Source organism: Luteibacter sp. UNCMF366Tsu5.1, from assembly GCF_900119235.1.
Classification (GTDB): domain Bacteria; phylum Pseudomonadota; class Gammaproteobacteria; order Xanthomonadales; family Rhodanobacteraceae; genus Luteibacter; species Luteibacter flocculans.
This window is the reverse complement of record NZ_FPIS01000001.1, coordinates 907,708-934,706: the sequence shown is the minus strand read 5'-3', so window position 1 is coordinate 934,706 and position 26,999 is coordinate 907,708. Positions and strand designations below refer to the sequence as shown.

At 62.8% G+C, this 26,999-nt stretch carries 20 protein-coding genes and 1 other RNA gene; 11 read left to right on the top strand and 10 right to left on the bottom strand.

The window, feature by feature from the left end:
- Window positions 1-157 precede the first annotated feature (157 nt).
- The 3 genes from BT115_RS04040 (at window position 158) to BT115_RS04030 (ending at window position 5,683) form a co-directional block, all read left to right on the top strand.
- On the top strand, window positions 158-2,863 hold the full coding sequence (locus tag BT115_RS04040) for a YadA family autotransporter adhesin (protein ID WP_072321233.1): 2,706 nt from the start codon (window positions 158-160) through the stop codon (window positions 2,861-2,863).
- 50 nt (window positions 2,864-2,913) lie between these two features.
- Window positions 2,914-4,851, top strand: a complete 1,938-nt coding sequence (locus tag BT115_RS04035) for a S8 family serine peptidase (RefSeq protein ID WP_072321232.1) — start codon at window positions 2,914-2,916, stop codon at window positions 4,849-4,851.
- Window positions 4,852-5,011: 160 nt separating this feature from the next.
- A complete protein-coding gene (locus BT115_RS04030) occupies window positions 5,012-5,683 on the top strand; it encodes a response regulator transcription factor (protein ID WP_177257374.1) in 672 nt (223 codons plus the stop codon).
- Window positions 5,684-5,703: 20 nt separating this feature from the next.
- On the opposite strand, the gene BT115_RS04025 is transcribed toward BT115_RS04030, so the two are convergent.
- The gene (locus BT115_RS04025; RefSeq protein ID WP_072321230.1) at window positions 5,704-7,038 is read right to left on the bottom strand and encodes a sensor histidine kinase; all 1,335 of its coding nucleotides are present in this window, start codon (window positions 7,036-7,038) and stop codon (window positions 5,704-5,706) included.
- A 228-nt stretch (window positions 7,039-7,266) separates the two neighbouring features.
- Entirely contained in the window at window positions 7,267-7,866 is a 600-nt protein-coding gene (locus tag BT115_RS04020) for a class I SAM-dependent methyltransferase (protein ID WP_072321229.1), read from the bottom strand.
- A gap of 255 nt (window positions 7,867-8,121) precedes the next feature.
- Here BT115_RS04020 and BT115_RS04015 point away from each other — a divergent pair, with 255 nt between their 5' ends.
- Together BT115_RS04015 and BT115_RS04010 are read left to right on the top strand one after the other, a co-directional pair.
- A complete protein-coding gene (locus tag BT115_RS04015; protein WP_072321228.1) occupies window positions 8,122-10,785 on the top strand; it encodes a beta-glucosidase family protein in 2,664 nt (887 codons plus the stop codon).
- A 473-nt stretch (window positions 10,786-11,258) separates the two neighbouring features.
- On the top strand, window positions 11,259-12,962 hold the full coding sequence (locus tag BT115_RS04010; protein WP_072321227.1) for a methyl-accepting chemotaxis protein: 1,704 nt from the start codon (window positions 11,259-11,261) through the stop codon (window positions 12,960-12,962).
- Between the two features lie 207 nt (window positions 12,963-13,169).
- On the opposite strand, the gene BT115_RS18835 is transcribed toward BT115_RS04010, so the two are convergent.
- Window positions 13,170-13,733, bottom strand: coding sequence for an AAA family ATPase (locus BT115_RS18835; protein WP_072321226.1), 564 nt, complete (start codon window positions 13,731-13,733; stop codon window positions 13,170-13,172).
- A 284-nt stretch (window positions 13,734-14,017) separates the two neighbouring features.
- Window positions 14,018-14,680, bottom strand: coding sequence for a hypothetical protein (locus BT115_RS04000; protein WP_072321225.1), 663 nt, complete (start codon window positions 14,678-14,680; stop codon window positions 14,018-14,020).
- A gap of 227 nt (window positions 14,681-14,907) precedes the next feature.
- On the opposite strand from BT115_RS04000, the gene BT115_RS03995 reads away from it, so the two are divergent.
- Window positions 14,908-16,911: a hypothetical protein gene (locus BT115_RS03995; protein ID WP_072321224.1), complete on the top strand. Its 2,004-nt coding sequence runs from the start codon at window positions 14,908-14,910 to the stop codon at window positions 16,909-16,911.
- An 82-nt stretch (window positions 16,912-16,993) separates the two neighbouring features.
- Complete coding sequence (locus BT115_RS03990; protein WP_072321223.1) at window positions 16,994-18,010, top strand: hypothetical protein; 1,017 nt, start codon at window positions 16,994-16,996, stop codon at window positions 18,008-18,010.
- Between the two features lie 253 nt (window positions 18,011-18,263).
- Here BT115_RS03990 and BT115_RS03985 read toward each other — a convergent pair whose 3' ends face one another.
- The 3 genes from BT115_RS03985 to smpB form a co-directional block, all read right to left on the bottom strand.
- Window positions 18,264-19,115 carry a site-specific integrase gene (locus BT115_RS03985; protein ID WP_072321222.1) on the bottom strand — a complete coding sequence of 284 codons (852 nt, stop codon included), beginning with the start codon at window positions 19,113-19,115 and terminating at the stop codon, window positions 18,264-18,266.
- 536 nt (window positions 19,116-19,651) lie between these two features.
- Window positions 19,652-20,005, bottom strand: a transfer-messenger RNA (tmRNA) gene (gene ssrA, locus BT115_RS03975).
- Between the two features lie 81 nt (window positions 20,006-20,086).
- Window positions 20,087-20,587, bottom strand: a complete 501-nt coding sequence (smpB, locus tag BT115_RS03970; RefSeq protein WP_072321220.1) for an SsrA-binding protein SmpB — start codon at window positions 20,585-20,587, stop codon at window positions 20,087-20,089.
- 79 nt (window positions 20,588-20,666) lie between these two features.
- Between smpB and BT115_RS03965 the strand changes: the two genes are divergently transcribed.
- Both BT115_RS03965 and BT115_RS03960 read left to right on the top strand, forming a co-directional pair.
- Window positions 20,667-21,095 (top strand): type II toxin-antitoxin system RatA family toxin, encoded by a 429-nt coding sequence (locus tag BT115_RS03965; RefSeq protein ID WP_083527299.1) that lies wholly within the window; start codon window positions 20,667-20,669, stop codon window positions 21,093-21,095.
- Window positions 21,088-21,366, top strand: coding sequence for an RnfH family protein (locus BT115_RS03960; protein ID WP_072321218.1), 279 nt, complete (start codon window positions 21,088-21,090; stop codon window positions 21,364-21,366). The genes BT115_RS03965 and BT115_RS03960 overlap by 8 nt, the downstream gene beginning before the upstream one ends.
- Before the next feature lie 4 nt (window positions 21,367-21,370).
- Here the strand turns inward: BT115_RS03960 and bamE are convergent, their stop codons facing one another.
- Window positions 21,371-21,844: an outer membrane protein assembly factor BamE gene (gene bamE, locus BT115_RS03955; RefSeq protein ID WP_072321217.1), complete on the bottom strand. Its 474-nt coding sequence runs from the start codon at window positions 21,842-21,844 to the stop codon at window positions 21,371-21,373.
- A gap of 73 nt (window positions 21,845-21,917) precedes the next feature.
- Between bamE and fur the strand changes: the two genes are divergently transcribed.
- A complete protein-coding gene (gene fur, locus BT115_RS03950) occupies window positions 21,918-22,331 on the top strand; it encodes a ferric iron uptake transcriptional regulator (protein WP_072321216.1) in 414 nt (137 codons plus the stop codon).
- A 306-nt stretch (window positions 22,332-22,637) separates the two neighbouring features.
- Here the strand turns inward: fur and BT115_RS03945 are convergent, their stop codons facing one another.
- Window positions 22,638-24,254 carry an MASE1 domain-containing sensor histidine kinase gene (locus tag BT115_RS03945; protein ID WP_072321215.1) on the bottom strand — a complete coding sequence of 539 codons (1,617 nt, stop codon included), beginning with the start codon at window positions 24,252-24,254 and terminating at the stop codon, window positions 22,638-22,640.
- A gap of 83 nt (window positions 24,255-24,337) precedes the next feature.
- Here BT115_RS03945 and BT115_RS03940 point away from each other — a divergent pair, with 83 nt between their 5' ends.
- A complete protein-coding gene (locus tag BT115_RS03940; RefSeq protein ID WP_072322242.1) occupies window positions 24,338-24,967 on the top strand; it encodes a response regulator transcription factor in 630 nt (209 codons plus the stop codon).
- 234 nt (window positions 24,968-25,201) lie between these two features.
- Here BT115_RS03940 and recN read toward each other — a convergent pair whose 3' ends face one another.
- Window positions 25,202-26,872, bottom strand: coding sequence for a DNA repair protein RecN (gene recN, locus BT115_RS03935; RefSeq protein ID WP_072321214.1), 1,671 nt, complete (start codon window positions 26,870-26,872; stop codon window positions 25,202-25,204).
- Window positions 26,873-26,999: the final 127 nt, after the last annotated feature.

Here is a 26,999-nt window from a genome sequence, read left to right as displayed (position 1 = left end):
TCAAGGTGCCGCCGCAGGCACGGCAGTAGCGGCAGACGGCACGGCTTGCGGACATAACGCCTCTGCTATCGGCGACGGAAGCACGGCCTTCGGTGATTCCGCTATCGCGAATGGCGACCACGCCGCAGCATTCGGCGGTGGAGCAATCGCTAACGGCTTGAACACCGCGGCGCTTGGCGTCAACGCACTCGCCAACAGTGACGGCGCCATGGCGGTGGGTGCGTCAGCCGTAGCGACGGCCACGAGTGCTTTGTCGCTGGGCACGGCGGCACAGGCCCTTGCCGCGAATGCGGTGGCGCTGGGTGCCGGTTCGGTGGCTGACCGGAGCAATACCGTATCGGTCGGTGCCAGCGGCGCCGAGCGACAGATCACCAACGTCGCGGCCGGCACATTCGCCACCGACGCGGTGAACCTCGCACAACTGACTGACGCGACCCACACGGCAAGCACGTTCTTGAGCGTGGGCGACGCCAATGGCGATGGCGCACCCGCCGTGACGGATGGCGATGGCGCGGTCGCGCTTGGTCGGGCCGCGTGGGCATCCGGTTCGGAATCGGCGGCGTTCGGTGCCGCAGCGCTTGCGCAAGGAAACGGCGCAACGAGTCTCGGTAGCGAGGCTGTCGCTGCCGGCAACCTCGCTCTTGCGGGTGGATACGGCGCGTCGGCAACCGACGTGAACGCGGTAGCGCTCGGCGGCAATGCCAGTGCCAGCGGCGTCGCGTCGCTGGCGATCGGCGGAAGGAACGAGACGGCAGACGGTACCGCGATCTTAACGGGCACGTCGAACACGCTGGCGTCGGGTGTCGCGTCCATGGCCGTGGGCGCGGGTGCCCGGGCTACTGGCATTTATGCCAATGCGGTAGGTGCCGGCTCGTACGCCAGTGACCGCTCCGCCGTCGCGGTGGGCGGTGTGGTGGACGTGCTGTACGACGAGTTGGGCGAGGGATTCGATGGCGTGAATCTGCAGGCGACCGAGGCCACGGCCCGTCTCGCCAGCGCCTTCGGCTCGGGCGCCCAGGCGACTGAGTACGCATCCACGGCCGTTGGCACGATGGCTTCCGCGTCCGGCATTCGTTCGATTGCGATGGGTTACAGGACGACAGCCACCGGCTATGACGCAACGGCGATTGGCGACCGTGCAGCAGCCACGGCCGACTGGGCCACCGCACTTGGCGCGGGCAACGTGGTCAGCGTGACGGAAGGTACAGCGGTCGGCGGCTTCAATACAGTCTATGCACAGAGCGGCGTCGCGGTAGGTTACGGCAATCTGGTGGCAGGCGCCTACGCGACGGCAATCGGCTACGGCACCTGGTCTCAGGCAGACGACAGCGTCGCCATTGGTCATCAGGCCTTCGTCTGGCACTCGGGCCTTCCTACGGATGACCAGCCAGCGGTTCCCTTCTCCAATGACGTGGCCATCGGCTCGTATTCGGAAGTGTTCGGCAGCAACTCCGTTGCCCTGGGGCAGGGTGCCAGGGTCGGCAACAGCATCTTCTCGCCGGGTGACTCGAAGATCGTGAACAACAGCGTCGCCTTGGGTGCGGGTTCCTTCGCGGATCGCGACAACACCGTTTCGGTGGGTAGCAGTGGCGCGGAGCGTCAAATCACGAACGTGGCGGCTGGCGATCACGACACCGACGCCGTGAATCTTGCGCAGTTGCGTGCAGTAGCAGGAAACGTGGGCGACCTCGCCAACGGCGCCGTGACCTATGACGACAGCACGAAGGCAAAGGTAATCCTGGGCGGAGCGTCGGGCACCGTGATCGACAACGTCGCGGACGGGTCGCTGGTATCTACGAGCCACCAGGCGATCAATGGCGGCCAGTTCAATCAGGGCCTGTCCACCCTGGCAAACATCATCGGTGGCGGCACGATCGTCGATCCCACCGGTCACCTGAGGGGATTCAAGGTGTCGGTGCTCGGCCAGGACTACACCTCGATTGCCGGTGCGATTGGCGCGCTCGACACAGCAGTGAATTCGCTCTCGCACGGTGTGGCGCCTTCCGTGGCAGGAGGCATTGCCGTTGGGCAGGGAGCCGCTGCAGTCGCCACGTCGTCGGTATCGGTGGGTGACGCGTCGCGCGCTGGCGGACAGATGGCGACGGCGGTCGGCTCTCATTCGCTGGCGTTCGGCCCTGGCGATACCGCGGTGGGTGGCGGTGCGAATGTCGGAGCGGATCAGAGCACGGCGGTCGGCGCCAACGCCACCATCGCAGCCTCGGCACAGAACTCGGTTGCCGTCGGCGCTTCGTCTTCCGTGCAAAGCGCTTCGGGCACGGCGTTGGGGCAAGGGGCAGCGGTGACCGCAACCGGCGCCGTGGCGCTCGGTGCGGGCTCGGTCGCAGACCAGGCCAACACGGTATCGGTCGGCAATGCCACCACGCAGCGTCGCATCACGAATGTGGCGGTGGGGCAGGCGCCCACGGATGCGGTCAATCGTCAGCAGATGGATGCGGCCACGACGCAGGCGGTGCAAACGGCGCAGTCGTACGCCGATGCAGGCGATGCGCAGACGCTGTCCAGCGCCAACAGCTACACCGACACACGCGTGGCCAACGCGGTGAGTCGGACCGACTTCAACGCCTTTGAAAACCGGGTCGAGCAGCGCTTCGGTGCGTTGGATACCCGCGTGGCCCGTGTGGGTGCGATGGGTTCGGCGATGAGCGGTATGGCGGGTGCGATTGCGGCCGCCGAAGGCACGGATAACAGGGTGAGCGCCGCAGCGGGTGGTTATCGAGGTGAAGGCGCGTTGGCCGTGGGCTATGCGCATCGGCTTCCGGGGCGCGGCGCCATCATCGTCGGCGGCGCATTGGCAGGTGGCGGCGAAAGCAGCGGCACGGTGGGCGTCAGCTTCGGCTGGTGATCGGCCTGATACGCACCGCTTGCACAACATCAATTCCAAAGGGGCTAGACATGAAGTACCCAGCTAACAAGATGTGGATCGTCGGCGCGCTGCTGGCTTGCGCAGCGCCTTGCGCGCTGGCGCAGAGTATCGACGCAAAGGTTGCCAGCATGGCGCTGTCCTCCGGGCAGCGCATCGATGGCTTCATCGTGCATTACAAACCGGGCATGACGCCGAATGGAGCCGCCGCGGCGCAGGACATCTATGCGGCGAGTTCATCGCTCATGCGTTCGTCGACGGCCATGTCCGCCATTCAGGCCAATGCGCTGCGCACCGCGGGTTTCTCGTTCAAGCGGAAGACGTCGGTGGGCGGTTATGTCGTGCGTGCCAGCAAGGCATTGGATGGCCCGTCTGCGATGGCACTGATGCGCGAAGCGGCGGCCAATCCGGCGGTGGAGTCCATTGAGCCGGATGTGCGGCTTTATCCGTTCCGCGATTACCGTCTGGAAGACGTATCGACGGGTACGCCCAACGACCCGAATTTTTCCTACCAATGGCATTTCCGCGCGGGCGACGGCACGCCTGAGACGATCGGCCGCGATACCCAGGCCTTCGCGAACAAGGGCGGCTCGAACGCCGCCAAGGCATGGAGCCTGTCGCAGGGTGAGGGCGTCGTGGTGGCGGTGATCGACACGGGTGCGACGTCTCACCCCGATCTCGACACCTCGCTGACGGACCAGAGCTACGACTTCATTTCCGACGCGCTCGTCTCTGGGCGTGCGACGGACGGTCGAGCGAAAGGCGCCTGGGATTTAGGTGATTGGACCACCGACAGCAAATACCTGGCCAGCAATGGAGGCTGCGTCGACAACGTGGCGATCCTGCCCGAACCCAGCTCATGGCATGGCACGCACGTGATGGGCAATATCGCCGAGCTGACGGACAACGGCGTGGGCATGGCCGGCGTGGCAGGCAAGGCAAAGGTGTTGCCTATTCGCGCACTGGGTCACTGTGGCGGCGCGACATCCGATATCGCGGATGCCATTGTCTGGGCGGCAGGCGGCCACGTCGATGGTTTGGATGACAACGCGTTCCCCGCACAGGTCATCAATATGAGCCTGGGTGGCGAGGGGGCGTGCAGCGCTTCCACCGATCTGGGAAAAGCCATCAATACGGCGATGAGCCTCGGCACCACGGTGATCGTGGCCGCGGGGAACAGCGCTCAGGACGCCACCGGCACCAGCCCTGCCAACTGCCCCGGTGTGGTCACCGTCGCATCGAACGGCATCACGGGTAAGCCTGCCTTCTACTCGAATTACGGTGCCAACGTATCGCTGTCGGCACCTGGTGGCGGCGTGTATCCGAACGATGCCTCGTCGGGTACGCCGGTGGCCGCGGGTTTTGCCTGGTCTGCGATCAACTCAGGTACGACCGTTCCGGCGTCACCGACGTATGGCTCCATGGCCGGCACTTCGCAGGCCACCCCCGAAGTGGCCGGTGCGGCGGCGCTGATGATCGCTGCACGCAAGAAAGCCGGCCTGCCGGCGCTCACCCCCAATCTGGTCAAGGACTACCTGACCTCGACGACCCGTGGGTTCCCGCAGTCCAACGCGCAGTCCTATGGCATCGGCATCCTCGATACCTTTGCCGCAGTCACCAAGGCACTCGATCCCAACAGCAGCCCGGCGCAGAGTGCCATTCCGCTGGTCAACGGTGTCGTGGTACGCAGGGACGTGGGCTATAACGCCAGCGAGATCGTCTATAAGTTCGTCGTACCCGCCAAAACACGCGTGGCGACCTTCCGGACCATGGGGGGGAGCGGGGATGTCTCCCTGGTCGTCGGCAAGGACACGGTTCCCGTCACGACTACCGGACCGTACAGCTCGGCACACGTGGGGAACAACGAGTCGGTGACGATTTCCGCGCCCGCCGCAGGAACTTACTACATGCGGGTCACGGGTATCGGTCCCACGACCTCGTTCTCGGTCGTGGCCATGACGGTGCAGTAAGGCAAGCGGCCCGTCGGTGCATGGCTCCGACGGGCCGTTATCGCAGGCAGGCAGGGCGGAGCACAGCCCGGTACGACTCGCATAATCGGCAAATCCGCGCTACGGTAGGCCCCGTGTGCAGGGGACGTGGTGGGGGTGACCAGTGTTGGCGCGAGTTGCCTTGGTCGAGGACGACGACGATCTGCGCAAGGAAATTCTCGGGCCCGGCTTGGCGTGCTACGGCTTCGAGGTAACCACGTGCGCAACAGCCGAAGAGTTTCATTTCAAACGAGCCAGCCAGGCGTTCGACCTGCTGGTCGTCGATATTAATCTGCCCGACGATAGCGGTCTGCGTATCATCCAAGGGCTGCGTGGCGAAGGCTCACAGGCGGGAATCATCGCGTTGAGCGCCATGCCGATCGAGTCCGCTGGCCTCTCGGCGTATCAGTTGGGCACCGATCTTTATCTGATGAAGCCCGTCACTGTCGGCTTGCTGGCCTCGGCATTGCACGCCGTGCTCCGTCGAAGCTGGACACCTCGCGCAGCATCAGCCGGTCCAGCGGCGATGGCGGCTCCGGCGACGGACGGCTGGTATGTCTCTGGTCCCATGGGAGAAGTGCTTGCCTTGACTCAAGCGGAACGCATCGTCGTTCAGCGGCTGCGGCAAGGGCAGGGCAACCCCGTTGACCGGGAGTTACTGATCGAATCACTCACTACGGACGTGGAGGATTTCGATCCGCATCGGATCGAGGTCCTCATTCACCGCCTTCGTCGAAAGCTGACCCGTAGCGAGCGTCCTCACCTGGAGATCGTCACGGTCCGCGGCGCCGGATACGTCCTGGTGGAGTCGTGACCGGCGCTTCTGGTGGTTCGTCAGGCACGCCGCAAAGCCAGTTCGAATTGCGCGCCGTTGCCTGCATGCTCACAGAGAGCCAGACGTGCTTGCATCGACTCAGCCATCTGCCTTGCGCTGAATAACCCGAGCCCCGTGCCTTTACCTTGTTGCTTCGTGGTCCAGAACGGCTGAAACGCGTATTTGGCCTTGTCGGCATTTATACCCGGGCCTGTATCCGAAATGGTCACGACCACGGCATCGTCCCGTTCTTGTGCGCGCAATGAAAGCGTGCCGCGGCCTTCCATGGCGTCACGCGCATTGGCGGCGAGATTCAGGAGAATCAGCGCCAGTTGGGGCTCGTCGAAAAGGACCGGTGGCACGTTGTCCATATCCACCTCGACGTTGATCTGCTTCCCGACAGTGACTTTCAGGAGCGGCGCGATTTCCACCATGGCCGCGTCGAGATTGATCGGATAAGGCTCTCGCGCTTCGTTGCGCATCATGTCCATCACCTGGCGATTCAGCCGAAGCGCCTTTTCCACGGCACGCTCGATGCCATCCAAGGCCCGGGTCAGTGGCGTGTCCATGGTCACGACGGACTCCCACGCGAGGTTTGCGTAACCTTCGATGGCATTGAGTAGATTGCCGAAATCATGGGAGATGGCGGCCGATACCGATACGGCAGCATCGTGTGCCGCAGTGCGGTTCAAGCGCTGCTGCAAGTCCATGGTGTGATTCATCTGGTCGGCAAGTTGCCGATGTAACGCTTCGGATTCCGCTCGCCGAAGGTCGGCCGCTTCCATCGCGTTATGCAGCACCACGATCGTCCGATCGACCAGGCAAGCGGCGAGAGGCACCTGGAACAACTGCTTGCATAGGGCGACGATATAGGTCGGCTCGCGTATCGACTCCAGCCCATCGAACAAGAACTGATTGACCGCCGAGCCCAGCACCGCGGCGACGATCATGCCCGTCACCCACCAAAGCGCGCGCCGCCCCATCGTATATGCGGCGATGATCATGATCAGCAGAGGCAGGAGTGCGCTCGGCAGATCGCGCATGTCGTTCGATATGTAATGCCACGCCAGATAGAAGATAAGCCCCGCCAACAGAGCACGGCAGGCGTAGCTGAAGTTACGCGGCAGAAAGACCAGCGCCGCGATGCATGCGATGCCGAGCCCGACGTCTCGAACAAGGTGGGTGTAGGCGAACGGGGGATCGACCGTGATGTTGTAGTGGAAGCTGTAGGTGCCCAGGCAAACGTTAATGATGAGGACCAGCCAGGTGACCGTTCGTACCAGGGCGAGCTGATGGCGAATCAGACCGGATGGGGGCTGGTTCGACGGTGCGGTGGTGGCGAGAGGCGGAGTCATTGTGACCTCGGGGCTTCAGAGAGGCGGTGCCTGGTAGGTACTACAGCGTTCCTCTCATCATAAGCACCTTTCGGAGCGGTATTGAGTCGCGACTCGAATGGACTTCTCATGAATCTGTCGGCGCGATTGACGACGCCATCCTGCGGGGCATCAGCAGGCGAATCGAAAGAGATTGCGGCTTGGGCGCGGCCAAAAGGGCGATGTCATCCCTCCGCGAAGACCGTCGCCTCAGGGCGGCCCGACGCGCAGGGCGTTCTTCACCACGTCGAAGTAATTGTTGCCACCCTCGTCGTTCAGGCATCCGACAACGTGAAGTCCCAACGTTTGCAGATGGGCGACATACGCGTCCTCGCCCAGCGAACGGGAGGTTCGGCACGTCAGCAGGTCGTCCCATTGGCAGATTTCCCGCGGTGCACTGAAAAGAAGGCGACCGCCAGGCTCGAGTGCATCGGCGATGCGGCGAAGCACCTCGCGCTGGTCGTCTTCGTCGAGAAGAAAGATCAGGCCGATGGAAACAGCACCGCCGAATGGTCGGCAGAAGAACACGCTCTCCTGCGCGGCTTCGCAGGCCACGGGCATATCGGGAAAGCGCGCATGAAATGCAGCGACCAAGTTGGGTGAGGCATCGATCCCGAAGACGTTGAATCCGTCTTCAATCAGCACCTGCGCGATGGGTACGCCCGACCCGCAGCCTACATCTAGCACCGACGCCGATGGTGGAAGATTCTCCCGCGCCCACGCGCGCACCAGGGTTGCGCCAATACTGGACCGCGCCGCCAGGTACTGGTCGGCAACGTCGTTCCAGCCTTCGGATCGATCGCGGGGCATGGGGGCGGCCTGGGGGTGATCGGTATCGTTCGGAGCGTATCAACATGTGATGCTGCCATGCGATCGACGGCACTTGCTCTCAAGCACATGCGATGCACAGCGTGCGCTCGAATGCTCTGCAACGCTGAACCATCCAACCGTTGTGAGAATCCCATCACAGCCACGGCATGCTGCTATGCAGCATAATGCTGAGCGTCAACCGACAACGCTTCGATAACGGGGGGAATCCGTGAAAAGCGCTATCGGAGACGCTTAATGAAAAAACTGAACTTGGCCGCGTGCCTCACGGCCGCCTTGACCTCGACAGTGGCCGCCCCGGTGTCAGCCCAACAGACCCGCGGTGCTGCACCAGCGTTGCATCCGGCTCAGCGCTCGCTACAGGGCATTCCCGCCGTGCGCGGGCACGCCCCGGACTTTCTCCAGGACTGGCTGGCCGACCAGATCGCCGACCGCATCGTCAGAAAGATGACGTTGCAGGAAAAGCTGGACTACATCGGTGGCACCGGTGCCTGGGACATCAAACCGCTTACGAGGCTTGGACTGCCACAGATCTACGCGACCGACGCGTCGCTGGGCGTGCGGCTTTCGTCGCCGGCAGGCGTGAGTTACCCGGCTGGGCAAGCACTCGCGTCGTCGTGGGACACCCATCTCGCAAAGCAGTTCGGCTCATCGATTGGGCGTGACGCGCGCCAGCTCGGTTTCCAGAACATCCTCGGTCCGGGCGTGAACATGTACCGGACGCCGTACGCGGGGCGTGCGTTCGAATACATGTCCGGTGAAGATCCCTACCTGGGCGCCGCACTCGTTCCCCAGGTCATCGACGGCATCCAGGACCAGGGCGTCTGGGCCACGCTGAAGCACCTGGTCGCCAATGACGAGGAAAACAATCGCCTTGCGGTGAACATCTCGGTCGATGAGCGGACGTTGCGCGAGCTATACCTCGTTCCCTTCGAGTCGGCAGTCAAGGCTGGCAAGCCCGCAAACATCATGTGCGCTTTCAATGGTGTCAATGGTCCGCTTGCCTGCGAGAACGCGCATCTCAACAACGAGATCGTCAAACAGCAGTGGGGCTTCAAGGGCTTCATCGAGTCCGATTACAACGCGTTGCAGGATGGCACCAAGGGCGCGCTGGGTGGTACCGATCTGGACATGCCCAACGGGCAGTTCATGAATGCGACGACACTCCAGCCGCTTATCGCCAACGGCACGATTCCCCAATCGGTCATTGACGACAAGGTGCGCCGCATCGTGCGGCAGATTGCGTTGTTTGGCTTCACGGATAATACGGTTTCCACGGACAACACGCAGACGCCCGAGCAGCGCGCGCAGAGTCAGGCGATGGCACGAGACATCGCGCGTGAAGGCACCGTATTGCTGAAGAACGACCACAACAATCTGCCCCTGGCCAGCGATCATCCGCTGAAAGTGGCGGTCATCGGTTACCGCTCCGTCACAGCACCGCCGTCCGGGTTTGGCAGCGCCAACATCAACCCGAATGAGTACGTCAATGACATCGACGGCATTCGCGCGGCTGCACCCCAGGGAAGTCAGGTCGATTACATCGACCGGATGTCCCTCGATCCTGGATTGACTCCGAGCGTGGGTGGCTTCACCGGTGCTTATTCGTCGAACGGCCAGACTGTCACCCGCGACGACCGTCTGATCAATCTCGACTGGAACAATGGTGGCTCACCCTTCGGTAGCGCCATGCCGGATGCGGCCGTTTGGTCCGGAAAGATCACTCCGACGACGACGGGCGATCATGTCTTCAAGGTGAGGGCCGACGGTGCAGTGCGCGTCCAGATCAACGGGCAGGAGATCGTCAACAACGGCGCAGGCACCGTCATCACGCCGTCGATTCCACCGACCATCCCCTCGTACGGCACAATTCGCCTTCAGGCGGGCCAAACCTACGATGTGAGCATCCAGTACGAGCGCAAGCCAAACTACTTCGGCACGCTGGGCGGATTTCAGGGTGTGCAGTTCAGCTGGGCGTCGCTCGTCCCGACGACGGATCTGGGCCAGTACGATGCCGTTGTCGTGGTCGGTGGTCTGGGTTCCGAATACGAAGGCGAGGGTTTCGATCGACCGTTCATCCTCCCCGAGGCCCAGGACGAGCTGATCGCCAACGTGGCCGCGGCGAACCCTCGCACCACGGTCGTGATGCACGCCGGCGGCGGTGTCAGCATGCGGGCCTGGGTCGATAAGGTGGCAAGCGTGCTTTATCCCTGGTACGCGGGCGAGGAGGGCGGTGCGGCGATTGGTGAAATCCTGTTCGGCAAGGTGAATCCTTCGGGCAAGCTGCCGATCACGATCGAGCGCGATGAGAAGGACAACCCGACGTACGCCAACTACCCGTTCCCGCAGAACAGTACGGCGAACAAGGAAATCGTCTATTCCGAGGGCCTGCTCAATGGGTATCGCGGCTTCGAGGCAAAGGGCATAACCCCTGAATTCGCGTTCGGTCACGGGTTGTCGTACTCCTCGTTTACCTATGGCGCGGTGCATGTGACTTTCGGGAACGTGCCCTATCTGGACGACCGCCAGATCGTGGCCCGGGCTCAGTTCACGATCACCAACACGAGCCAGCGCGAAGGTACCGAGGTGGCGCAGGTTTATGTGGGCGAGGACGCGCCGCCCGTTTCCCGCCCGAAGAAGGAATTGAAGGGCTTCGCGCGCGTTACCTTGAAGCCGGGCGAAACCCGTCAGGTCGCGGTGCCGTTGAACGCACGTGCTTTCGCCTGGTTCGATACGTCGGTCAATACGTGGCGTATCGACCGCGGCAGCTATACAGTCTCCGTGGGCGGTGCGTCGGATGCCATTGCCGGTACGGCCAGCATCACCCTGCCGCGAGATCAGTTGTTGTCGGTGAAAGACAGCCTGCCGGTCGTCGAGTCGACCCGCCGCAACGAGCGGTAAAGAAACACTCCAGTGGGAGGCGGCATTGGCCGCCTCCCACTGGGATTCCGCTGTTCACGCGCTTTCACCAGACTCTGGAAGGCGTACATATCGAGTCATTCCACCGCTCCCTTTTATCTGCGCTGTTGCAGCGCATCCCGGAAGGAAGGCTCACGTTGGCGGAATACTTAATAGTCTGCGTTACGGTCGAGGATGATGGCGGGATTTAATGGACTACACGGTTCGCAATATTTGCGGACCTTGAATTACCCCAGCTTCTTGTTGGCTGTCGCAGCGTAAAAAAGCGAATTAGTTGCATTAACTGCCGAATTTAAGTTTCGACCGAATTTGCCGAAAACGTATAGGTAACCGGTCAGTACATCAGTCGCCAGGTGACCGTATGGTCATCACGACCCGTGCTTCCCGGCATTTCGGCAAAAGCGCCCGCTCCTGAAAACGGCGGTAGCTCGCGCCTTCTCTGCCCAGGAGGCACCATGCAATTCATCAAACTGGCTTCACGCAACAAGCTCATCTTCAGTGGTTTCGCCGCCATCGCCATGGTAGTGATCGTGCTCGTCGGACTCGTCTACGCCGCACTGCAGACCATGGAGCGGAGCACCCGCATGGACCTGCACTCGAACGAGGTGCTGCGGGTAGAGGGAGCGCTCCTGGGCGCCCTGGTCAACATCGAAACCGGTGAGCGCGGCTACCTGATCACGGGCAAGGAGGCCTCGCTGGCGCCGATGATCGCGGGACAGGCCGCCTATGCGGATGCCCTTTCCAAGCTGCGCCAACTCACGATCGACAATGCCGAGCAGCAGAAACGCCTCGCGGATATCGATGCGGTCTATCGCAGTTGGACGACCGATGCGATCGATCCAGTCATCGCTCTGCAGAAGAAGCAGCCGGAGAACAGCGGATCGAGCGCGGAGGCACTGGCGTACGAGCGCGAGGGCAAGGGCAAGGCCCGGATGGACGAGATGCGCGACCTGCTGGGAAAGTTCGTCGGTGCCGAGACAGCGCTACTTGACGAGCGTTCGGCTCAGGCCGCCACGACGCGTGCGCGTACCGACGGTATCCTCCTGGGCGGCGGTCTGCTCGCTCTGCTGGCGATCGTCGGCGTGGCGACCGCGCTCGTGCGCAGTATCCTCGCGCCGCTGGAACATGCCTCGGCCGTGACGGCGCGCATCGCAGCGGGTCACCTGGGCGAGTCGGTGTCGGTCACGCGCAACGACGACCTGGGACGCATGCTCAATGCGCTGCACGCCATGGACGAGAATCTCGCTCGCATCGTCGGCGCCGTGCGCGAGAACGCGGTGCAGGTTGAGCACGCCGCACGCGATATCTCGGCGGGTAACGACGATCTTTCCAACCGCACCCAGGAGCAGGCGTCCTCGCTGGAGGAAACCGCGGCATCGATGGAAGAGATGTCGTCCGCGGTCAAACAGAATGCATCGGGTGCGGCGCTTGCCCAGCAGATCTCCCAGGGCCTGCGCACCGACGCCAAGAACGGTGGCGCGGTAGCCGACGAAGCCGTGGAAGCGATGAAGCAGATCTCCGAGGCCAGCCGGAACATTGGCGAGATCGCGGTGTTGATCGACGAAATCGCCTTCCAGACCAACCTGCTGGCCTTGAACGCGGCCGTGGAAGCGGCGCGTGCGGGTGAGCAGGGCCGCGGCTTTGCGGTCGTGGCCGCCGAGGTCCGCAACCTCGCGCAGCGCAGCGCCGCCGCCGCCAAGGACATCAAGAGCCTGATCGGCACCACGGTGCAGCGGGTGAGCACCGGCTCGGACCTGGTCAATCGCACCGGGCAGGCACTGGTCACCATCGGCAACAGCGCGACCAAGGTCGCCGACATCGTCAGCGAAATCTCGGCCGCGTCGCAGGAACAGTCGGCGGGCGTGGAACAGGTCAACGTCGCCGTAGCCTCCCTCGACGACGTGACCCAGCAGAACGCTGCGTTGGTGGAGGAAGCCAGCGCCGCCAGCCGCCAGGCTCTCGAGCTTGCTCAGGAACTGACGCGTCAGGTGGCCTTCTTCAAGCTCGCGGACTCGGCGGCTGTGGTAGCTGGCGCGTCGTCGAAGCCGTCGCCGCAGCCCGTCAAGGCGGCTCCGGTGTCTGCACCCCGCGAGCCGTTGATGGCGATGGCGCCCGCGGCCCAGCCGGCCCTCGCTTCGGGACAGTGGCGCGAGTTCTGAGGGTAGTGGCTTTGGGTATCCCGACGCGGGGCGACACATCGCCCCACGTCGAAGCGGAGAAACTCACGGCTGCCGCGATCTCTAAATGAATATGCAGACGCCCGGCTTTTGGCCGGGCGTCATGCTTTGCAGCCGGCGCATTGATTCAAAGACAGCGGATTACCGCATTGCTTGACGGCTGCTGCCGCGTTCCTGCTGATCCTGTTGCTAGCCCGCGCGCGGCGCGTCATGCAAAACAAGTTGCCAGTCCGCATAGACGCGTGCGATGGCATTGACCGAACCAAGAAACACCTTGGGCACGTCAGCGGAATCGAAGAGCACACGATATCTCTTCCGGTTTCGCGGAGAGACGATGGCGATATGGTGCAGCATCGACAGCGTGACGTTGTCGCTCGCTCCATGCAAACCGCCGATCCGTGCCCGGTCACCGCGCGCCCGTCGCAAGTAACGGCCAAGACTGGTGAGCGTGGAAACATCCAGCAGCACCAATCCGGTCGATCGAGCCAGTCGCTCGGGGAAGCACGCGGAGTAATTGCCATCGATGACCCATCGCTCAGAAGCAATGGCTTGATCGTGTAGCTGCCGGAACTCGTCGTTCGGACGGGGCTGCCACGCGGTTCCAGGAAGGTGATGGAACTGATCCAGGTGTATCACCGGCAACTGGCGAACGCGGCCGATCGCATCGGCAAGCGTCGACTTGCCACTATTGGATGGACCGAGGATGCAGATGCGTTCTCCGAGTGCTTCGATTCGTAAAAAAAAATCATCCATTTGACTGATCCACACTCAGGGCCGGAAACCGGCTTCGGCACAAAACGATACCTCGTGGATGGGCATTTCAGCTCGAAATTGAGCCCCAAAAACGCAGCCTTGGCCCGAGCGTCGATTGGTGGAGGTGGCGGGACAAATCCGGCGGATTCAGGCAAATGCCTGATCTCCTTGCACCGACCTGCGGCCAATGCCCCACAGAACCCCCAGCCGTGATACCCGGGCTGTGACTCTAGTTTTGATCGATTCCAGGCGGCGGGCAACTCATGGCGAGCAGGCGGTTTCGTTCAAAGTGACGGCTTCTCGTCTTTTCTAACCTCAGAAGACGAGGATGCATCCCTCGCGGTGTCTGCTGGCGTGCCGGCCAACGGGTTGATGAAGACGAGCGCATCAAGGTCTGCGTTGTAGCGAACAAATAAACCGTGCCGTCCGTTCCCTGAGTCGCCAGCAATAGTCACGTTATCGGCGTCCGGTCCATGTAGTTGATTGAGCAACTCAAAAAAACGGGTGAGGGCGGGCGCCGGGTCCTCCCCTGGTGTAAAGACCAGCCTGATGGACGTACCCCCATCAAAATTGGCGATGACTCCGATCCGGTGGGAGTAGCGCGGGACATCGGGCAGTTTGCCGGGCGTACCCGTGAGTTCAACGTCCGGCCCGTTGTCGCCGAGAACGCGCTTGCTCAGCTTCTTGATGGCGCCTTCGAGCGCTTTGTAGCCCGCTTTGCCCGCCTCTTCAAAAAACGCTTTGAAGAGGCTATTGACTGCGAGCGCAACGATGACGGCCGGCGGAATGAAAAGCTCTAGCGCAGCGTATGGCGTGTTGGAGCGGACCGTGCGCCTGAAGACGATATTGCTGCTGGCGAGCTCTGATTCGAGGTCGTCAAAAGGCCTAGCTGGCATGCCCTCCAAGACGACTAAGTGAACGGTCGGCGTTTGTGTCGATTCGGTCATCACTAGGTTCTTCCTGTGGGTTAGGCGTGCATCGTCGCGGGTGCTGGTCGCAGTTCACGAGACGAGTGGCTCACCCGTCGCGCAACCGGTATCCGTTTGCCCGCCGCCGACCTTGATGGGAAGGGCAGCCCTTTAAGCGTTTCCATCGCGCCCCTGTATCTGACTACTGGAAAGGGAATGCACGGCACAGCAGAATGAGGTAATACATATGCACCAGGAAGTGATGCATGAAGGCAAACCTCAAGGGACTCGTCCAGCGACTCAAGCTCGAAAACGGCAAGGGGATGATGCCCCTCTACGAAGCCATTTCGAATTCGATGGACGCCATCATCGAAGCAGGCAAGGCCGGTGCGGCCGGTCGCATCGACATCAGGCTTATCCCGCTGCAAGACCTGGGAGCGAGCGCTGTTGAAGGCAAACTGGTCGTTGATGGGGTCGAGGTCACCGACAACGGTATCGGGCTGGATGATGGGCATCTCGCCGATTTCCGGGAAGCCCACACGGTCTCGAAACTCAAGGCTGGTGGCAAGGGCGTCGGTCGTTTTACCTACCTCAAGGTTTTCGATGAGGTCCGCGTAATCAGCGTTTTCGGCAAGGACCGCCAGCGCAGGCGGCGGGACTTCCCGTTCGACTTCGCCGACGAGGACCTGACCAAGGCCGACGCGACAACGTCTGTCGAGGAACCCACCGGAACCAGAGTGACCATGAAGGGCATGGCGTCCCAGTACAGGGCCTCCTGGCCCGCTGACGTCGAAGGTGTCGCCCGTCGCATCATCGAACACTTCCTTATCCGGTTCGCCTCCCGGGGATGTCCGCAAATCACGGTGTCGGCCCTTGGATTTTCGACCGTGGACGTCAATCGACTGTTTGACACCTCGGTCGTCGGGCAAATCCAGGAGGCAACCTTTGAGGTCAAGGGGCAGCAGTTCTCTGTCCAGGTCCTCCGCCAGTTGGGAACGAACCGCAGCCACGAATACCACCTCTGCGCGACCTCGCGGGATGTGGCATCGGCCAAGCTCAAAGACCTCCTGCCAGAGTTGCCGGACCGGTTTGTGGGCGAGGACGGCAAGGCATTCAGCCTGATTGCGTTGGTCACCGGTGAGTATCTGGACGAGAACGCCAACCAGGAGCGGACAACCATCACGTTCGAGAGCGACGAAGGGCTGGAACTCGATCGCGTTTCCATCTCCCGGCGGGCCCTCAACAAAGCCATTGGCGACACGCTGCGAACCCTGCTCGCCGAAGACCTGCGGGTGACCAACGCCGAGAAGATTGCCCAGATTGAGCGGTTCGTGGAGAAAGCACCGGAATACCGGGTCCTCACCCATGAGCGGTACCGCGCCCGTCTCGAATCCCGTGTCTCTCCAGGACTAACAGACACGCAACTCGACGAAACCCTGCTCCACATCCGCCGCGAAATCGAAGATGAGGTGTCCAGGGAGGAGAAGAGCCTGGCTGCCCGGATGGAGAAAGAATCGTTCGACAAGTATCAGGAACGGTTCAAGGTGCTCATGGAGGAGCTCAACGAAGTCGGCAAGGCCAAGCTGGCCTCCTATGTCGCCCACCGTCGGACCCTGCTGGACCTTGTTGATGCCAGCCTGAAAAAGTCCCGCACGGACGACAAATATCCGCTGGAGAAAGTGCTCCACAAGATGGTGTTTCCGATGGGAGCAACGTCGAAGGACGTGTTCTTCGAGCAGCAGAATTTGTGGCTCATCGACGAGCGCCTGTCTTTCCACACGTTGCTGACGTCGGATGTGGCGATGAAGAAAGCGCGGGGTCTGGAAGACACATCGGCGAAAGAGCCGGACATCCTTGCCCTGTTTTGGGACCGGCCGGTCGCCATCGCCGAGCCGGAGGCGCTGGCTTCCGGTGGGGTGGTTATTGTCGAGTTCAAACGCCCTGGACGGGACGACTACAACAAGGACCCGGGTGACCAGATAATCCAGCGCTTTGTCGAGATTTCAAAGGGCGGCGTCAAGGATATTGATGGGCGGCCCATCAATCCAAAAAGTGTCCGTTATCATGGATTCCTGATTGCTGACCTCACCCCCAGCCTCAAGAACCACGTCGAGTTCCGTTACATCGAGGCGTTTGACGGGGAGGGATATTTTCTCACCCTGCCAGGCGGCAACGGGCACGTCGAAATCATCTCCTACGACAAGCTCATCCGGCTTGCCAAGCAGCGAAACCGGATGCTGTTCGACAAGCTTGGGGTGCACAAACACTGAGTCCCTTGAGCCTTCTGCATGACAGTGCCCTCGGTGTTTTTTGTATGGTGATTCGCGCGCTCAACCTATTTGGAACTAACGGATGAAAGGCAAATCGAAGGTCAAGCTATCGACTCTCAATCTGGTCTATCCCCCGGTCTCGAACCGGGTGGCTTCCATGCACAGCGATGATAAGGAATTCGCCAGAATCATCTCCAACAGCGACTTTTATATGATTGGAGGGCGTGCGGCGGCATGCTTTGCAAACGTCGTGCAGGAAGCGGAAGAGGGTACGGTCTCATTTGATATTGTCGTTGCCGGTGGCCCTACAGCGACAGGACGTCTTCACTTCGGACGCATTAAGCGAATTCTCGAAGATGGCCGGGATGAAGTTCCGCTTCGACTGAGTTGGGGAGACGATGAGCTTTCGGTCTGGATAGCGGATGAAGCAGGCGAATCCAAGCTTGCTGCCGCATATAGCCCGGAAAGTGCCCTGATGACCGTTGGACGGAAGGACCCCAGCCCCCTTTCCGGGCTCGAGAACTATAGAGAACTGATGACTTTCGACCTTTTGTACGTCGGCATTGCGAAGGTCGGGGATACGTTTAGTCGGCTGATTGGACACGGTCACCACGCGCGCCAGAAAATCCTTTCGGAGGAACCGCAGCGCTATCCCGGCGCGTCGGTTACTGATGAGATTTTCCTCTTTGCGTTCGAGGTCGACCCGATGTTTGTCAGGACTTTCGGGGCCGATGCAGACATTGAAGATGAGGATGTGGACTTTAGTTATAACCCCAAGCCAATCGTTGCTGATGCGGAAAAGGCCTTCGTGAGTCTTCTCAAGCCGCCGTACAACCGCCAGCTGTTCGCAAACTACCCACGTGGGAAGGATGGGCTATACAACAATGGCCTCGACTCTTATTCCTACTCGATTGCAGAGGGCATGACTTTCCGCACGTCGTGGGGCGATTTCCATGGTGCGCGAAGCTTCATGTTGGATTTCTCGAATGAAGCGGATTCCATCATGGTCAAGGGTGACGAAATCACTATCTACATTGGCGAGACAGAAACATTCCTCGTATCGAAGGGCGGCGACCCGGAGAGTGAGGGAAGCAGCTGAGACATCAGCAGCCATTGTGCAACGCATGTATCGCCTTTATTCCTCAAAAAAAAGTGGTTCATCCTCTAGCATCTCCATCGGTGCCATGCGCCCGCTTCGCCCGGTCTTCGACCGCCCGTTGCCGGCGGAGGTAGGGCTCGAAGAACCCCGGCTTCCGGGGTGCAAGCTGCACCTCCGGGAACGCCACTTTGCTGATGTCTGAGAGACTGGATGTAGTGCCTCCTGAGCACCGTGCTGCCGGTGCTGTGTCCGGTTAGCTGGGCAATCCGACCGTCGGGACGCTGGCCCGTTCCGCAGCCGTGGCAAAGCTGTGCCGGAAGGAATGAAACACCTTGGTTGGGCTCGTGATGCCGCAGGTCTTTCGGAGGTATGTCCGGTTGAACCAGTCACCGATGGAATCCCCTGGCCCGTTGTCACCCCAGGTCAGGCCTGGGAACACGTGCTCGAATCGCGCCTTTTTGACGTCGACGAGGTAATCGAGAAAGCTGAGGCGGATGAGTTCCGGGTGCAGGGGCGCAAACCGGCGGGAAGCACAGTTTTTTGTCTTGCGTCGGATGTGCAGCCCCCAGATGCCGGCGATTTCCTCCACGTCTTCGACATGCAGCTGCCCGAGCTCGTTGACCCGTGCGCCGGTATACAGGGCCAGAATCGGGGTCCAGTATTTGTGCGGCAAGGTGTAGACGAGCTTGTCTGGTGAAAAAAGGGTCCGGAGTTCGGCAGGCGAAAAGGGTTCCCGTGTCTGGGACTCGTCCTCCGCCTTGCTGGTCACCTGGAAGCCATCGCAGGGATTGAAGTCCACCTTCTTGCGCTTGAGCCAGGTCCCGAAAAAGAGCCGCAGCCGGTCCAGATGCTTTTCCCGGGTCCGGGGCGCAAGACCTGGCGTGCGCTCGCGCTTCGCCTTGGCCACAACCTCCCTCGGTGTCAGGCCCCTGTAGGCGGGTTTCTTGCTCGCGTTCGCCGGCCACACCCGCATGGCGGCCATGAAGGTGTCAATGTCGTCAGCGGTGCAGGCCTGGGTCGGCTTGTCGCCCACGAGGGCCAGGAAAATAGCGAAGGTGTTTTCCGTGTCGAGCAGGTTCTTCTTGCTGCGGTTCTGCCCGCCCATGTGGCCCAGGAAGGCGGTGATGCGCGCTGAGAGCAGGTCGTCGGGGTTGGCCTTTGTTTCCGGCTCAATGACAGGGGCGTGGGCAGGTGCATTCAGGCGCTGGCCTTCGAGCTCCAGGGCGGCGAACGGGCCTCCGCGTTCTCCCGGGCCGAGCCGTCCGTAACGATTCGGACGCCGCCCGGGAGCTCGATGGTCAGGTCGACATGGGGGCCCCGTGCGGCAGCCAGCGCTGTCTCCAACAGGTTCTTATGGTCTGCCACAGGCTGCCCCCGCATCCGTTCATAGACCTGGCCCAGAACATACCCGATTTGCGCGGCCCGGAGGCGGGCCGCATCCGCCCGCTGGCCCCCCAGACTGAGCACGATGTAGCGCCGCCCGAGGGAGGGTTGCAGGAACGCAGGCACGAAAAAGCGGACGTGGAGTCCGCTTGGTCGGTGCAACAGCAATGGCTTTGGCACATGATACCTCGCGTGATACCTGACGGAATCAGCCGAGGCGGGCCATTTTCCCCGATGGACTGGGGACATGGACCAATTTGGTGGAGGTGGCGGGAGTCGAACCCGCGTCCGAAGGCGTTTAATCCCCGGATCTACATGCTTAGCTCACCGTTGGATCTCGTTTGCCGACAGCACGGCGTGCTAAGCGCGCCGACAAACCAGCCTGTTAGATCTAGTCGTAGGCTGAGAGGCGACAGCCATTGACGATCTCGTGATAGTGACCCTACACCGACGAGCACGAGCACAAGTCGGTTCGGGGCTTACGCCTTAAGCGGCGAGAGCGTAGTTGTCGTCGTTGGCAACTATAAGTTTGCTGCTGGATTAACGAGGAAAGCTGCCCCCTCGGCATGCACCAGGCAATCGCACTACCCCCGTCGAAGCCAGAACACCCCCGGGGAAAACGTTGTGTAACTACCTACCCGCAGTATAGGGGCGCCAACTCCCTGTCACAATGGGCGGGCGCCGGCCGTTCAGTCAGCCGGCGCGGTTGTGGGCGCGCATCGCGCGTTGCTTGTCGACCGCCCACTCGCGTTCCTTCTCGGCGTGGCGCTTGTCGTGCTCCTGCTTACCCTTGGCCAGGCCGATTTCGCACTTCACCTTGTTCCGCTTCCAGTAGATGGCGGTGGGGACGAGGGTGTAACCCTTGCGTTCCACGGCGCCGATCAGACGGTCGATTTCCTCGCGGTGGAGCAGCAGCTTGCGCGTGCGCCGATCGTTGGCCACCACGTGCGTGGAGGCGCTGATCAGGGGCGGAATCTGTGCGCCGACGAGGAAGACCTCGCCTTGCTGGATGATCGCGTAGCAGCCTTCGCCGAAGTTGATGCGGCCGGCGCGCAGGGACTTCAGCTCCCAGCCCTGCAGTGCCATGCCGGCCTCGAAGCGCTGGTCGATGTGATATTCGTGGCGCGCGCGCTTGTTCAGCGCGATGGTGCCGCCGCCTTCCTTTTCCGTGTCCTTTGCCTTCGCTTTTGCCATGTCCGTTAAAATCGGTCTATCGAGTCCCTGATACAAGGCCGGCGTGTCCATGCGCCGACGAAATAAGACGAGGTCCAACGTGATTGAAATCCGCCGCAGTGCGATCGTGCCGTTCACGCCCGCGCAGATGTTCGACCTTGTCAACGATGTGGAAGCATACCCAAAGCGCTTCGGCTGGTGTGACGCCGCCACGGTGGTGGAGCGCGACGAGAACGTGCTGGTGGCCCGGCTGGATCTCAAGTTCGCCGGGTTGAAGCAGCATTTCACCACGCGCAACACGATGCAGCGGCCGGAACGCCTGACCATGAAATTCGTGGAAGGGCCGTTTCGTTCGCTCGACGGCGTTTTTTCGTTCCAGGCCCTGGGCGACGTCGGCTGCAAGATCTCGCTGGATCTGGACTTCGACTACGCCGGCCTGGGCGGTTCGGTGCTGAAAATGGGCTTCCAGCAACTCGCCAACCGCATGGTCGACGATTTCTGCGACGAAGCGAGGCGCCAGTATGGCTGAGATCGGCGTCGAGGTCGCGTATGCCGGGCCGGAAGGGCAGGTGGTCCTGAAACTCGGTGTGCCCGAGGGCACGACGGCCTGGCAGGCCGTGCAGCAGGCCGCGCCCGCCTTGCCTGCCGGTGTCATGCCTGATCCCACACGGATCGGGATCTTCGCGAAGAAGGTGCCCCCGGAGCGGGTGCTGGAGGAGGGCGATCGCGTCGAGCTTTACCGCCCGCTGACGCTCGATCCGATGGAAGCCCGACGGCGCCGCGCGTTACGCGGCGCCTGAGCCATTACCGCTTGCTGGCGGGGCTGTCGTCCGACGAACCGCCGACGCTGAAGCCGCCGTCGTCGTCGCTCTTCTTGCCGCTGGTGTTCTTGTCGCCCTCGGCGCCGCCCGTCGGGTTGGCCTTGTACTTCTCGGAGTCCTTCAGCAGCTGCTTGGCATCCTGGGCGAAGAAATCGCCTTCGGTGCGCACCAGCGTGTCGTTGTTGAAGGTGAGGGTCAGCGTGCGGGTCGTCATGGGGCGGCCGCGATGCGAGAAGGTCGACACGTAGTCCCAGCGATCCTGATCGAACGGCGAGGCGACCGACGGCGTGCCGAGCAGTACGAGGACCTGACGCTTGGTCATGCCCGGCTGCAACTGATCGACGTTCTTCTTGTCGAGCAGGTTGCCCTGCTGCACGTCGGGGGTATAGACGAGGCCACAGCCCGCGATGGCGGTTGCCATCATGGCCAAACCCAGCGTGCGGATGAGCTTATGCATGCGTAGTAACGTCCGGATCGTGAAGCCTGTGATGATACACTAAGCGCCTTATGGCACCGCGAGGGGTCTCGACATGGACCAGGAAACCAAAGAGCTCCGCAAGGCGGGCCTGAAAGTCACCCATCCGCGCATGCGGATCCTGCAGATTTTCGAGGAGGCGGACGAGCGCCACCTGACCGCCGAAGACATCTACAAGCGCCTGCTGTCGCACCAGGAGGACATCGGGCTTGCCACGGTGTATCGGGTACTGACCCAGTTCGAAGCCGCCGGCATCGTCATGAAGCACAACTTCGAGGGTGGGCAGGCCGTCTACGAGCTGGACCGCGGCAAGCATCATGACCACATGATCGACGTGGACAGCGGAAAGGTCATCGAGTTCATCAGTGAGGAGATCGAGCGCCTCCAGCACGAGATCGCCGAGCGCCACGGTTACGTCATCGAAGACCACAGTCTGGTGCTTTACGTGCGGCCCAAGAAGAAGCGCTGAGCGGCCTGTATCCCCCGCGTAAGAGGGCTCCCATCGGGGGCCTTTTTTATGCCTGTCGCATGGTCGGAGGGCAGGCGAGCGCCCAAATAAAAACGCCGTCGGTGGGCTCCTGCCCACCGACGGCTTGATCCGGTGTTTTCATGGCTCGTGAAACGCGAGTTGCTCGCAGATCCACCGACCACCATGTTGCACCGGCGAGGCAACATCCTGTCGCCTCATCAGGTCGATCGTCCCCACGACCGACCTGGGCTCACCGTCTCTCGACGGCGGCTCCCCCACATCGATAATGAGATCGTAACGATGTGTTCACTCTCCGGCTATTGGAAAATTTCCTATGCCGGATCCGATACTTGTGCTGCGCAGCAGCACGCGTAGGTGAAGTCCTACAGGCTCCGGCCGAATGCGAAAGAGGCCGCCAAGTGCGGTGATGCGGTCGCTCATGCCTTGCAGTCCACGCCCGCCGCCATCGCTGCGATGACGGGCGGGCGGCGCGGACGAAAGCCCGGTGCCGTTGTCGCGGATGTCCAGGATCGCCACGGGGCCACTGTCGCGCAGGCCGATGCGTAGGCGCAGTGTCATCCGGCTGGCGCCGGAATGGCGAACCACGTTGGTCGCGCTTTCCTGCACCACGCGGTAGATCGCGGTAAGGGTGTCCTCGTCCAGCAGACGGGGCTCGCCACGGAGGTCGGTCACGTAGGTGATGCCGGCGGCGGTCAGCATGTCGCGGATCGGGCCTTCGTCCAGCGCGCGCAGCAGGCCGAACTCGTCCAGCACCGACGGCCGCAGGCTGTCGAGCATGCGGTGCAGCGCCTTGCGCATGTGGCCGAGGATGCCGTTGATCGATGTACCGATGTCCTCCATGCCCGCACTGCCGAGCCGACTCTGTGCCAGCTTGAGGTGGGTCTGGATGGCCGTGAGGTTCTGGCCCAGCTCGTCGTGCAGTTCGGCGGCCATGTGCCGACGCAGGTTTTCTTCGGCCTGCAGGTTGCCGCGCGCCGCGTCGCGTAGCTGGCGGGCCAGTTGATCGAGGCGCTGGTTCGCGGCCGCCAGGTGGGTGTTCTGTTGCGCCACGCGCTCGCTGCTGCGGCGTAGCGCATCGGTGGCGGCGCCGAGCATCAGCGTGCCTGTGCCGGCCACCGCGAGGAACAGGTGGGCCGCGGCCGTGGGCGCGCCGCGGCCGATCATGTCCTCGGTGACATTGAGACCCACGCTGGTGATCAGCATCGCCAGACCGGCACCGCGCCAGCCGTGGCGGAAAGCAAAGAACAGCACGGGTGCGAGAGAGAGCACGCGCGCGAACTGCGGTTGCGGCGAATACTCGGCCAGGGTGATGAGAATGGCGAGCGAGGGCAGCATTACCAACAAGCCATCGAGCAGCAGTTCTGCCATAGAGGCTTGCGTGGGGCGCTCGCGGAAGACCAGCACCATCACCGGCACGACCAGCAGCACGCCCAGGTAATTGCCGAGTAGATCGCTACCGAAGGTGGTGCCAAGCATTTCCACCGGGGCGGCGGGGTGCATGGAGGCCATCATCGCGGCGTTGCCCGCGGTGGCGACCGTGGCCGTGACCATGGCCGACAGCAGCAGACGCGCCACGTCTTCCGGCGTACTGAGGCTGGCGTGCAGGTGCGCCCGACGCAGAAGCCACAGGCAGGCCGCTACGGTGAGGGGTTCGGGAGCATCGCCCAGTACGAAGCCTGCGCCGCCGATAGGCAGGCCGCTGCGCCACTCGCAGAAAGCGCTGGCGACGATTTCCGCGCCGAGAATCCACGCCCAGTCGCGCGTTCGCATCAACAGCAGCGCACCGAAACGCAGGCCGAAGGGCAGCACCCAATAGGGCTGCTCTGTCGGCCACAGCATGACCCACGCGACAGCGTAGGCAAGGGCGAAGAGGGGGCCGGCGAAGCGGGGTTGTAGTCGCATGCCGGAATGTTACACGGGCGATGGAGGGCGTCGTGGCCCTCATCGCCCGTACGCCCGCGTCCGGAGCCTGCTACATTCTCTCCATGCCAAGAATCGTCCTAGTAGATGACCACGCTATTGTCCGTGAGGGTTTCAAACGGCTCATCGAGCTGGAACCCGACCTGGACGTCGTCGCCGAAGCACGTAACGCCGATGAGGCGGTAGAGGCGGTGACCCAGCACCGGCCCGACCTCGTGGCCGTGGATCTAACGCTCCCCGATGGCAGTGGCCTGCCGTTGATCGAGCATCTGGGTAGCATTTCGCCGGGCATGAAGATCGTGGTGCTGAGCATGCACGACGGCGAGCCTTACGTGTCCGAAGCCTTGCGGCGCGGTGCACGGGGCTACGTCACCAAGGGCGTGGCGCCGGAGGAGCTCGTGGCGGCCGTGCGTTCGGTGCTCAGTGGCGAGCAATACTTGAGCTCCGACCTGCGCCAGCGGCGTTCGGGTCGACCGTCGACGGATCTTGACCCGTTCAACCGGCTCACCGCCCGCGAGCGGGAAGTGTTCCTGCTTCTGGCTGCCGGCCGCGCGCCGAAACAGGTAGCCGCGGAGTTGGGCATCGGCCAGAAGACGATCTACATCCATCGTGCCGCGGTCATGAACAAGCTCAACGCAGGGTCCGAGCTGGACCTCTATCGGATGGCTCAGGAACGGGGCCTCATCCGGACCTGAGGCCGCTCCGTGGGATCCCTTTAGCGGCGCGAACCTACGAAGCAAAGGTAGGAGCCACCCTGGTGGCAATGAGCCAAAAGGTGCAGGTGGGAGCCAGCCTGCTGGCGAAAAGCCGACGGAGCGGTGTAGCAGCGAGGCAAGCTCCCATCGCCAGCAGGCTGGCTCCCACCAGTAAGCCCCTTCGCCGCCATGGCGGCTCCCACAAGGGTGGGGCTAGCCCACTCGTGGATGGGCTTACCCCTGCGCGCGGTCGAGCATCTTCTTGGCGTGGGCGCGCGTCTCTTTCGTGATTTCAACGCCGCCGAGCATGCGGCTCAGTTCGTCGCGTCGGCCATTCGCGTCGAGCGCGTGGATGCGCGTGCGCGTGGCTTCGCCATCGCTTTCCTTCGCCACGCGAAGATGCGCGTGTCCCTGGGCCGCTACCTGCGGCAGGTGGGTAACGCACATCACCTGCACGCGTTCGCCGAGCGCCCGCAGTTTCTGGCCGACCACTTCGGCCACGGCGCCGCCGATGCCGGTGTCGACTTCGTCGAAGATCATGCAGCCGATGTTGTCGTTGCCGAGCGTGGCGACCTCGATGGCGAGGCTGATGCGTGCCAGCTCGCCGCCGGAGGCCACCTTGCGCAGCGGCCGGGGCGGCTGACCTGGGTTGGCGCTGACCAGCAGTTCGCAGCGTTCGCGGCCTTGCGGGTCCGGATCGTCGCCTTCGGCGGGCTCCAGCGCGACTTCGAGCCGCCCGCCCGCCATGCCCAGCTCACCCATCAGCTCCGCCACCGCATGGCCTAGGCGACCGGCGGCATCGCGGCGCGTGGCCGACAAATCGGACGCTGCCTCGTCGTATGCCTTGCGCAGACGATCGCGCTCCTTGCCGAGGCGATCCAGCGCGTCACCGGCGCCTTCCAGCTCGGCAAGGCGCTCGCGGAGTTCGTCGGCCTTGGCCGTCAATTCCTCGATCGGCAGACGATAGCGACGCGAGAGTTCGTGCAGGTGGCTGAGATGCGTGTCCACCTCGGCCAGCCGTTCGGGGTCGAGTTCGACGTCCTGTGCGTACCGACCCAGCCCATCGACGGCTTCGCCCACCTGAATCTGGGCGCTGTCCAACAGTTCGAGCGTCGGTGCCAGTGTGGCGTCCAGTTCGGCCAGCCGGGACAGCTCCGCATGCGCTCGGAGCAGGGCACGACCGATGGCGAATTCGCTCTCGCCGTCGAGCATTTCCACCACGCCGTTGGCGCCCTCGGCGAGACGGCCGGCATTGGCAAGGCGACGGTGCTGCGCTTCGAGTTCTTCCAGGGCCGCAGGTGCCAGCGCCCAGCGATCCAGTTCTTCCAGTTCGTGAGCGAGCAGTTCGATCTGGTGATCCCGATCGTCGCCGCCGCTCAAGGTGCGGATGCGTGCCACGGTGTCGCGCCAGGCGCGGGCCGTGTCACGCACGCGAGCCAGACGCTCCTCGTTGCCGGCATAGGCGTCCAGCAGGGCCATCTGATGCTGGCGCGAGAGCAGGGCCTGGTGCTCGTGCTGGCCGTGGATCTCCACGATCAACGCGGCCAGGGCCGACATCTGCGCGAGGCTGGCCGGGCGCCCGTTGATCCAGCCGCGTGAGCTGCCCTCGGTGCGGATCACGCGGCGCAATTGGCAGGTCTCGCCGTCGTCCAGTTCCTCCTGGCGCAGCCAGGCGGTGGCTTCCGGCAAGCCGGCCAGATCGAACTCGGCGGCGAGTTCGGCACGATCGGAACCGGCGCGCACCATGCCGCTGTCGGCGCGGGCGCCGGCCAGGAGCATCAGCGCATCCACCAGCAGCGACTTGCCCGCACCGGTCTCGCCGCTGACCACGGTGAGGCCGGGGCCGAAGGCGACCTCGGCTTCTTCGACGACGGCGAACTGGCGGACGTAGAGCGAGGTGAGCATGGGCACCGACGTGGCGGAGGGAAACGCCGCGATTGTAGCGGGAGCGGAGTCGCAGGAGCCGAGACTTGCAAGCGGGGCGGCAAGACCTTATTGATAGCGGCAGCAACCGACCCCTTTCTTCATCCAG